General features: G+C 66.9%; 7 protein-coding genes. 6 read left to right on the top strand and 1 reads right to left on the bottom strand.

What is annotated here, in order from left to right; genetic code table 11:
• Positions 1–201 precede the first annotated feature (201 nt).
• Positions 202–471 carry a 30S ribosomal protein S20 gene (rpsT, locus tag NQ204_RS19225; RefSeq protein ID WP_005408560.1) on the bottom strand — a complete coding sequence of 90 codons (270 nt, stop codon included), beginning with the start codon at positions 469–471 and terminating at the stop codon, positions 202–204.
• Positions 472–588: 117 nt separating this feature from the next.
• On the opposite strand from rpsT, the gene murJ reads away from it, so the two are divergent.
• The 6 genes from murJ (at position 589) to NQ204_RS19195 (ending at position 9,693) form a co-directional block, all read left to right on the top strand.
• Positions 589–2,193, top strand: a complete 1,605-nt coding sequence (gene murJ, locus NQ204_RS19220) for a murein biosynthesis integral membrane protein MurJ (RefSeq protein WP_116865192.1) — start codon at positions 589–591, stop codon at positions 2,191–2,193.
• Positions 2,194–2,268: 75 nt separating this feature from the next.
• The gene (locus NQ204_RS19215) at positions 2,269–3,216 is read left to right on the top strand and encodes a bifunctional riboflavin kinase/FAD synthetase (protein WP_256644673.1); all 948 of its coding nucleotides are present in this window, start codon (positions 2,269–2,271) and stop codon (positions 3,214–3,216) included.
• Positions 3,213–6,044, top strand: coding sequence for an isoleucine--tRNA ligase (ileS, locus tag NQ204_RS19210; protein ID WP_256644672.1), 2,832 nt, complete (start codon positions 3,213–3,215; stop codon positions 6,042–6,044). Before NQ204_RS19215 ends, ileS begins: the two co-directional genes overlap by 4 nt.
• Positions 6,044–6,568, top strand: a complete 525-nt coding sequence (gene lspA, locus NQ204_RS19205) for a signal peptidase II (protein ID WP_164075163.1) — start codon at positions 6,044–6,046, stop codon at positions 6,566–6,568. The genes ileS and lspA overlap by 1 nt, the downstream gene beginning before the upstream one ends.
• 27 nt (positions 6,569–6,595) lie before the next feature.
• Positions 6,596–7,546, top strand: coding sequence for a 4-hydroxy-3-methylbut-2-enyl diphosphate reductase (gene ispH, locus NQ204_RS19200; protein ID WP_108768184.1), 951 nt, complete (start codon positions 6,596–6,598; stop codon positions 7,544–7,546).
• A 263-nt stretch (positions 7,547–7,809) separates the two neighbouring features.
• On the top strand, positions 7,810–9,693 hold the full coding sequence (locus NQ204_RS19195) for a M61 family metallopeptidase (protein ID WP_256644671.1): 1,884 nt from the start codon (positions 7,810–7,812) through the stop codon (positions 9,691–9,693).
• Positions 9,694–9,800 lie beyond the last annotated feature (107 nt).

Raw genomic sequence — 9,800 nt, 5'->3', positions numbered from 1 at the left:
CACAAAAACCCCGGCCGCGGCGGGTTTTTTTGGGTCCGGGCGATTTTGGTTCGCGCCCCCCCATGGGGCGGGGGCCCGCGCGAACGGCCCCCGAGGTGGGGCTCGGCTCTACATGGGGCAGATCGCAGGCAACAAAAAACCCGGCCGAGGCCGGGCTTTTGTCTGCTGCCCAACCCCGAAGGGCGGGGCGGCAACGCCGGATCAGGCGGCCTTGAGGGCCTTGATGCGGTCGTTCAGGCGGCTCTTATGACGAGCAGCCTTGTTCTTGTGAATCAGGCCACGCGCGCTGAAGCGATCCAGGATCGGCTGGGCAACGGCGAAGGCGGCTTCGGCGCCGGCGGCATCGTTGGCGTCCAGCGCCTTGATCACTTTCTTGACAGCGGTGCGCAGCATCGAGCGCTGAGCCACGTTGCGCGCGTTGCGCACGACGGTCTGCTTGGCGCGCTTCTTGGCGGACTTGATATTGGCCACGGTGGTGGTTTCCTGAAAAAATCGGTGTTATGGGAACAGCAAGCTAGCTAGTATGATGGCGTAAGAAATGCACGTCAAGTCGATTGTCAAGAGGGACGCTGAGTGAGTTCACCCAAGTTGTTGCGGGGCCTGCTGTCGTTCAGCAGCATGACCATGGTCTCGCGCGTTCTCGGACTTGTCCGGGACTTCGTGGTGACCACCACGTTCGGCACCAACGCCATCACTGATGCTTTCTGGGTCGCCTTCAGGGTACCCAATTTCCTCCGCCGTTTGTTCGCCGAAGGCTCATTCGCGACCGCTTTCGTGCCGGTGTTCACGGAAGTGAAAGAGACCCGCAGCCATGCAGAGCTGCGCGAACTGATGGCGCGCACGGCTGGCACCCTGGGCGGCATCCTGATGCTGGTGACCGCCGTGGCGCTGATTTTCGCGCCGCAGCTGGCGTCGGTGTTCTCAAGCGGGGTTGATACCGATCCGGTCAAGCAGGGCCTGCTGGTCGACCTGTTCCGCCTGACCTTCCCGTTCCTGCTGTTCGTCTCGCTCACCGCCCTGGCGGGTGGCGCGCTCAACAGCTTCCAGCGCTTCGCCATGCCGGCGCTGACCCCGGTCATCCTCAACCTGTGCATGATCGCCGGTGCCCTGTGGCTGGCGCCGCGGCTGGGCGGCACCCCGGAAAAGCAGATCCTGGCGCTGGGCTGGGCGGTGCTGGCCGCCGGCATCCTGCAGCTGCTGTTCCAGCTGCCCTCGCTGAAGGGCATCAACCTGCTGACCCTGCCGCGCTGGGGCTGGACCCACCCGGGCGTGCGCAAGGTAATGACCCTGATGGTGCCGACCCTGTTCGGCTCCTCGGTGGCGCAGATCAACCTGCTGCTGGACACCCTGATCGCCGCCAAGCTGACCGACGGCTCGCAGTCCTGGCTGTCGCTGGCCGATCGTTTCCTTGAGCTGCCGCTGGGCGTGTTCGGCGTGGCCCTGGGCACGGTGATCCTGCCGGCGCTGGCCCGCCACCACGTCAGCACCGACCGCGAAGGCTTCTCGCGCTCGCTGGACTGGGGCCTGCGCATGACCCTGCTGATCTCGGTGCCGGCCATGCTGGGCCTGCTGTTCCTGGCCGAGCCGCTGATCGCCACCATCTTCCAGCACGGCCAGTTCAGCGCCTTCGACACCCGCATGACCGCGTTGTCGGTGTACGGCCTGAGCTTCGGCCTGCCGGCGTTCGCCCTCCTGAAAGTCGTGCTGCCGGCCTTCTACGCCCGCCAGGACACCCGGACCCCGGTGCGTGCCGGCGTGGCCGCGCTGGTGGCCAACATGGTGTTCAACTTCGCCCTGCTGGCCGTGTTGTACCAGGTGATGGTGCCCGACGAGCTGAAGGCACAGGGCGTGATGACCGCCATCGGCAAGCAGCCGGGCCTGCACCTGGCCCTGGGTATCGCCAGTGCGCTGTCCAGCTACCTGAACCTGGGCCTGCTCTGGTACTGGCTGGGCAAGACCGATGTCTACCAGCGCCGACCCGGCTGGGGCGGCTATCTGGCACGCCTGCTGGTGGCCTGCGTGGCCATGGTCGGCGTGCTGCTGGCCCTGCTGCACTGGCTGCCTGCCTTCTCGGCCATGGGCGTGTGGGAGCGGATCGGCGCCCTGGCGCTGTTGGTCGGCGGCGGTGGCGCGACCTACGGCGTGGCCATGCTGGCGATGGGCTTCCGCCCCCGCGACCTGCGCGGGCATTGATCGGGGGCCACGACGGCTATACTTCAGGGTTACACCATTGAAGCGGCGGCCCCGGGTGGGCCGGAACGAGAGTTGATGAGCAGGCTGTTCAGAAGCGTCGAGGGCGGGGAGCTGTTCCCCAACGGAAGCGTGGTCTGTATCGGTGCATTCGACGGCCTCCACCTGGGGCATCGTGCGCTGGTCCGCCACGCGGTCGCCCGCGCGCGCGCCTTGGGCGTGGCCGCGGTGGCCGTGGCATTCGAGCCGCTGCCGCGAGAATTCTTTGCCCAGGGCACGCCGCCGCCGCGGCTGACCCTGGCCCGCAGCAAGGTCGAGATCCTGCGCGAACTGGGCGTGGATGCGATCGGCCTGCTGCGCTTCGACGCGGCGATGGCGGCCATGCCGGCCGAGGATTTCGTCCGCACGCTGCTGGCGCAGCGCCTGGGCGCGCGCGAAGTGTGGATCGGTCCGGAGTTCTGCTTCGGCAACCGCCGTCGCGGCGATCTGGCCCTGCTGCAGGCCATGGGCGCCGAGCTCGGCTTCACCGCCGGCGAGATCGAAGCGGTCGACCTGCACGGCGATCGCATCTCCAGCACCCGCATCCGCCAGCTGCTGCAGGCCGGCGATTTCACCCATGCCAACGATCTGCTCGGTCGCCCCTACGCGATCAGCGGGCGGGTCGTGCGTGGGCGACAGCTCGGCCGTACGCTTGGCTTCCCCACCGCCAACCTGCGCTTCCCGAAGACGCCGGCGCTGTCGGGCATCTACGCTACCTGGGTGCACGGCGTGTTCGACCAGCCGTGGCCGTCGGTGTCCAGCTTCGGCACCCGGCCGACCGTGGAAGGCGTGGAGCCGCTGCTGGAAGCCCACCTGTTCGATTTCCAGGGCGACCTGTACGGTCGCCACATCGAAGTGGAATTCGTCGCCAAGCTGCGCGACGAAGAGAAATTCAACGATCTGGCGGCACTGACCGACCAGATGCACCGCGACGCCGACCAGGCGCGCGCCATCCTTTCCGAACATAGATTGCGAGCCACTGCGTGAGCCAGGACTACAAGACCACCCTGAACCTGCCAGCCACCGAATTCCCGATGCGCGGCGACCTGCCCAAGCGCGAGCCGGGCATTCTGGCGCGGTGGGAAGCGCAGGGGCTCTACCAGCAGCTGCGTGACAACGCCGCCGGCCGCCCGCTGTTCGTGCTGCATGACGGCCCGCCGTACGCCAACGGCCGCATCCACCTGGGCCACGCGGTCAACAAGATCCTCAAGGACATCATCGTCAAGTCGCGCTACCTGGCCGGCTTCGATGCGCCCTACGTGCCGGGCTGGGATTGCCACGGCCTGCCGATCGAGATCGCGGTGGAAAAGAAGTGGGGCAAGGTCGGCACCAAGCTCGACGCGGTCGAGTTCCGGCAGAAGTGCCGTGAGTTCGCCGAAGAGCAGATCAACATCCAGCGCGCCGATTTCAAGCGCCTGGGCGTGACCGGTGACTGGGACAACCCGTACAAGACCCTGAGCTTCGATTTCGAAGCCAACGAGATCCGTGCGCTGGCCAAGGTCGTGGCCAACGGCCACCTGGTGCGTGGCGCCAAGCCGGTCTACTGGTGCTTCGACTGCGGCTCGGCGCTGGCCGAAGCGGAAATCGAATACCAGGAAAAGGAATCGCCGGCGATCGACGTGGCCTACGCCGCGCGCGATGCGCAGGCCGTGGCCCAGGCCTTCGGCGTCAGCCTGCCGGGCGATGTCGAAGTGGCCGTGCCGATCTGGACCACCACCCCGTGGACGCTGCCGGCCTCGCTGGCGGTGTCGCTGGGCGCGGAGATCCGCTACGTGCTGGCCGAAGGCCCCGCGCACAACGGCAAGCGCCGCTGGCTGGTGCTGGCCGCGGCCCTGGCCGAGCGCGCCCTGCAGCGCTATGGCGTCGAAAACGTGGTGCTGCACGGTGAAACCACCGGCGAGGCGCTGGAAAACCAGCTGCTGGCGCACCCGTTCTACCCCGAGCGCGAGATCCTGGTGCTCAACGGCGAACACGTGTCCGACGAGGACGGTACCGGTGCGGTGCACACTGCCCCCGGCCACGGCCAGGAAGACTACGTGGTCAGCCAGAAGTACGGCCTGCTGGACAAGTACAACGCCGGCCAGATCACCCCGGTCGACGGCCGTGGCGTGTACCTGGAATCGACCCCGCCGGCCGGTGACGTGGTGCTGGCTGGCCAGCATCTGTGGAAGGCGCAGGAGGCCATCGTCGGCGTGCTGCGCGACAACGGCGCGCTGCTGGCCTTCCACCCGATCCGCCACAGCTACCCGCACTGCTGGCGCCACAAGACGCCGGTGGTGTTCCGCGCCACCCCGCAGTGGTTCATCTCGATGGACAAGGCCAACCTGCGCAACGATGCGCTGGCCGCCATCGATACCGTGGGCTGGTTCCCGAGCTGGGGCAAGGCGCGCATCCAGAGCATGGTCGACGGTCGCCCGGACTGGACCATCTCGCGCCAGCGCACCTGGGGCGTGCCGATCGCGCTGTTCACCCATCGCCAGACCGGCGAGATCCACCCGCGCACGGTGGAGCTGATGCAGCAGGTCGCCGACCGCGTTGAAGCCGAGGGCATCGACGTGTGGTATTCGCTGGACGCGGCCGAACTGCTGGGCGCCGAAGCGGCCGACTACGAGAAGGTCACCGACATCCTCGACGTCTGGTTTGACTCGGGCGTCACCCATGAAGGCGTGCTGGCCGCGCGTGGCTTCGGCAAGCCGGCCGACCTGTACCTGGAAGGTTCGGATCAGCACCGAGGCTGGTTCCAGTCCTCGCTGCTGACCGGCGTGGCCATCGACCAGCGTGCCCCGTACAAGCAGTGCCTTACCCACGGCTTCACCGTGGACGAGCACGGCCGCAAGATGTCCAAGTCGCTGGGCAACGGCATCGAGCCGCAGGACATCATGAACAAGCTGGGCGCGGACATCCTGCGCCTGTGGATCGCCTCGGCCGACTACAGCAACGAGATGTCGCTGTCGCAGGAAATCCTCAAGCGCAATGCCGATGCCTACCGCCGCCTGCGCAACACCGCGCGCTTCCTGCTGGGCAACCTGGATGGTTTCGATCCGGCCAAGCACCTGCGCCCGCTGAACGAGATGGTCGCGCTGGACCGCTGGATCGTGCACCGCGCCTGGGAACTGCAGGAAAAGATCAAGGCCGCGTTCGACAACTACAACATGGCCGAGATCGTCCAGCTGCTGCTGAACTTCTGCAGCGTGGACCTGGGTTCGCTGTACCTGGACGTGACCAAGGACCGCCTGTACACGATGCCGACCGATTCGCACGGTCGTCGTTCGGCACAGAGCGCGATGTACCACATCGCCGAAGCGTTCACCCGCTGGATCGCGCCGATCCTGACCTTCACCGCCGACGAGCTGTGGGGCTACCTGCCGGGTAAGCGTGCCGAACACGTGCTGTTCACCACCTGGTACGACGGCCTGGCGCCGCTGCCTGCCGATGCCCAGCTCAACGCAGCTGATTTCGACCAGCTGCTGGCCGTGCGGGAGCAGGTGGCCAAAGTGCTCGAGCCGATGCGCGCCAACGGTGCCATCGGTGCCGCGCTGGAAGCGGAAATCACCATCGCCGCCAGCGAAGAGCAGGCCGCGAAGTGGCAGCCGCTGGCCGATGAACTGCGTTTCCTGTTCATCAGCGGCGACGTGCAGGTGCGCCCGGCGACCACCGACGAAGTGTTCGTCAGTGCCCAGCCGACGCAGAAGACCAAGTGCGTGCGCTGCTGGCACCACCGCGCCGACGTCGGCAGCAACGCCGATCACCCGGAACTGTGCGGCCGCTGCGCGGGCAACATCACCGGTGCCGGTGAAGTGCGGAGCTGGTTCTGATGGCCGCGCCCCGTCCGCATCCCAACGCCCTGGTCTGGCTGCTGCTGTCGGCCGCCATCATCGGCCTGGACCAGTGGTCCAAGGCCTGGGTGCTGTCGAGCCTGCCGGAGTTCCAGCCGGTGGTGGTCATTGACGGCTTCTGGAACTGGTACCGCACCTACAACACCGGCGCGGCGTTCAGTTTCCTGAGCGACGCCGGTGGCTGGCAGAAGCACTTCTTCACCGTGCTGGCCATCGCCATCAGCGGCCTGATGGCGTGGTGGCTGCGCGCCACCGCCCGTGGCAACTGGAAGGCAGCGGTGCCGTACGCGCTGATCATCGGTGGTGCCATCGGCAACGTGATCGACCGCCAGGTGCATGGTCATGTGGTTGATTTCATCCAGTGGTATATCGGTGACCATGTCTGGCCGGCGTTCAACGTGGCCGACTCGGCCATCGTGGTCGGTGCCGTGGGCATCGCCCTGTTTGGCCTGTTCGACGGCAAGTCCGCCAAAAAGGCGGATAATGCCACCCCGAAACCGTAAGCCGGCCGCTGCCGGGAGACTGAACTGATGGATGTGCTGCTCGCCAACCCGCGTGGTTTCTGTGCCGGTGTCGATCGTGCGATCGAGATCGTCAAGCGCGCGATCGAAACGCTGGGCGCGCCCATCTACGTCCGCCATGAAGTGGTGCACAACCGCTTCGTGGTCGACGACCTGAAGCAGCGCGGCGCGATCTTCGTCGAGGAACTGGACGAAGTGCCGGACAACAACACGGTCATCTTCAGCGCGCACGGCGTCTCCCAGGCCGTGCGCCAGGAAGCCGACCGCCGCGGCCTGAAAGTGTTCGACGCCACCTGCCCGCTGGTGACCAAGGTCCACTTCGAAGTGGCCCGCCACTGCCGTGCCGGCCGTGACGTGGTGCTGATCGGCCACGCCGGTCACCCGGAAGTGGAAGGCACCATGGGCCAGTGGAACCGCGAAGCCGGTACCGGCCAGATCTACCTGGTCGAGGACGTGGAGCAGGTCGCCACGCTGGAGATCAACCAGCCGACGAACTTCGCCTACACCACCCAGACCACGCTGTCGGTGGACGACACGCGCGGCATCATCGAGGCGCTGCGCGAGCGGTTCCCGGAGATGCAAGGCCCGAAGAACGACGACATCTGCTACGCCACGCAGAACCGCCAGGACGCCGTGCGCGACCTGGCCAAGCGCTGCGACCTGGTGCTGGTGGTGGGTTCGCCGAACAGCTCCAATTCCAACCGCCTGAGTGAGCTGGCCCGCCGTGAAGGCGTGGAGAGCTACCTGATCGACGGCGCGCACGAGATCGACCCGCGCTGGGTGGAAGGCAAGCAGCACATCGGCGTGACCGCCGGTGCTTCGGCACCTCAGGTGCTGGTGGATGGCGTGCTGGCCCGCCTGGCCGAGCTGGGCGCCAACGGCGTGGGCGAGTTGGACGGCGAGCCGGAATCGATGGTGTTCGCCCTGCCGAAGGAACTGCGTCTGCGGTTGGTGGACTGACTGCGGAAGGTGGTACGCCGGGCATGGCCCGGCGCTGGCGGGTGCATGTCATCCACGCATGGCGTGGATCTACTGCATCCGGTCGGCACACCCGTAGATCCAGGCCATGCGTGGATGGGCACCGCCCATGACCTTTTCCGCCCACGCGCCCCAGTAGATCCACGCCACGCGTGGATGGGCACACCGACCATGACCTTCGGCCATGGGGTTCTGCACTACACAGGCCTAGCATCAAAGGTTCTACCGTAGCTGGAACCTGCCTGATGAAGACCCGTGCCCTGGTGATGTCCGTGCTGTTCGCGCTGGCGTCCACGCCTGCGGTGGCGCAGACCTCGCCGCCGGGCGATGCCGCGGCCCCCGGCCTGCTGCGCATCGATGTGGATGCACGTGACCTTGCCCGTCGCATCTTCAAGGTGACCGCTACCGTGCCGGTCAAGCCCGGTCCGGTCACCCTGCTGTACCCGCAGTGGATTCCCGGCAACCATTCGCCCACCGGCCCGATCGACAAGCTGGCCGGCCTGCGCGTGACCGCCAACGGCAAGCCGCTGGCCTGGCAGCGCGACCAGTTCAACGTCTATGCGTTCAAGGTGGACGTTCCCGAGGGTGTCAGCGAGATCGTCGCCCACTTCGATTTCCTCTCCTCGCAGGGCGGCAGCCAGGGCCGTGTGGTGATGACCCCGGAAATGCTCAACCTGCAGTGGAACGCCAACTCGCTGTACCCGGCCGGCGTCGACGCGCGAAACCTGCAGGCGCAGGCCAGCGTGACGCTGCCCAAGGGCTGGGGCTATGCCACCGCACTGGAAACCGCGCGCCGCGATGGCGACACCGTGGTGTTCAAGCCGATCTCCTATGACCACCTGGTCGATTCGCCGCTGTTTGCCGGCGAGCACCACCAGCGCATCGATCTCGACCCCGGTGCGAAGGTGCCGGTGCACCTGAACGTGTTCGCCGACGACGCCAAGTCGCTGAAGCCGACCGACGAACAGATCAAGCTGCATCGCGCATTGGTGCAGCAGGCCGACAAGCTGTACGGCGCGCGCCACTACAACCACTACGAATTCCTGCTGGCCCTGACCGACCGCCTCGGCGGCATCGGTCTGGAACACCATCGTTCCAGCGAGAACAGCGCGGCCCCCGGCTACTTCACCGAATGGGACAAGAACGCGTGGATGCGCGACCTGCTGCCGCACGAGTACACCCACTCCTGGAACGGCAAGTACCGTCGCGGCGCGGACCTGGCCACCGCCAATTTCAACGTGCCGATGGGGGACAGCCTGCTGTGGGTGTATGAAGGCCAGACCCAGTTCTGGGGCCAGGTGCTGGCCGCGCGCTCGGGCCTGTGGTCGAACGAGCAGACCCGCGACATGCTGGCCAACGTGGCGGCGACCTACGACCGTGGACGCCCGGGCCTGGCCTGGCGCGCGCTGCAGGACACCACCAACGACCCGACCATCGCCCAGCGCCGCGGGCTGGCCTATCGCAACTACCAGATGAGCGAGGACTACTACTCCGGCGGGCAGATGCTGTGGCTGGAAGTGGAAGGCAAGCTGCGCGCGCTGAGCGGCAACCGCCGCAGCCTGGATGATTTCGCGCGCACGTTCTTCGGCGTCGGCAATGGCGACTGGAACGTCAAGCCGTACACCTTCGAGGATGTGGTGGAGACCCTCAATGGCATCGCGCCGTACGACTGGGCCAGCTTCCTGCGCCAGCGCCTGGACGGGCACGGTTCGCTGACCGGTGGCCTGGAACTGGCTGGCTGGAAGCTGGCCTACCGCGATACGCCGAACGAGGCCTACAAGGCGCAGGAAAAGCGCGCCAAGGCCGCGCTGCTGGCGTACTCGCTGGGTGCCACCGTGCTCGACACCGGCGTGGTCGGTGATGTGATCTGGGACAGCCCGGCCTTCAACGCCGGCCTGGCACCGGGCATGAAGGTGATTGCCGTCGGTGGCCGCGAATACAGCAGCGAGCGCCTGAAGGACGCCGTCTCGGCCGCGGCCAAGGACAAGGCGCCGATCGTGCTGCTGGTCAAGCAGTTCGACCGCATCGATACGATGAACATCGACTACCACGGTGGCCTGCAGTACCCGGTGCTGGAGCGCATCGCTGGCAAACCGGACCGTCTCGCCGAGCTGTGGAAGGCGCGATGATGTATTGATCTCTGTAGAGTCGACCGTTGGTCGACTGCGCCTTTGTAGAGTCGGGGGGGGGGGGGGGGGGGGGGGGGGGGGGGGGGGGGGGGGGGGGGGGGGGGGGG

It is taken from the genome of Stenotrophomonas testudinis, assembly GCF_024499815.1.
Lineage (GTDB): Bacteria > Pseudomonadota > Gammaproteobacteria > Xanthomonadales > Xanthomonadaceae > Stenotrophomonas.
This window is presented reverse-complemented; position numbering and strand designations above follow the sequence as displayed.

Excerpts from the sequence above, each read along its gene's own strand:
- NQ204_RS19215 (WP_256644673.1), top strand. The coding sequence starts at position 2,269 with ATGAGCAGGCTGTTCAGAAGCGTCGAGGGCGGGGAGCTGTTCCCCAAC.
- lspA (WP_164075163.1), top strand. The coding sequence starts at position 6,044 with ATGGCCGCGCCCCGTCCGCATCCCAACGCCCTGGTCTGGCTGCTGCTG.
- ispH (WP_108768184.1), top strand. The coding sequence starts at position 6,596 with ATGGATGTGCTGCTCGCCAACCCGCGTGGTTTCTGTGCCGGTGTCGAT.
- NQ204_RS19195 (WP_256644671.1), top strand. The coding sequence starts at position 7,810 with ATGAAGACCCGTGCCCTGGTGATGTCCGTGCTGTTCGCGCTGGCGTCC.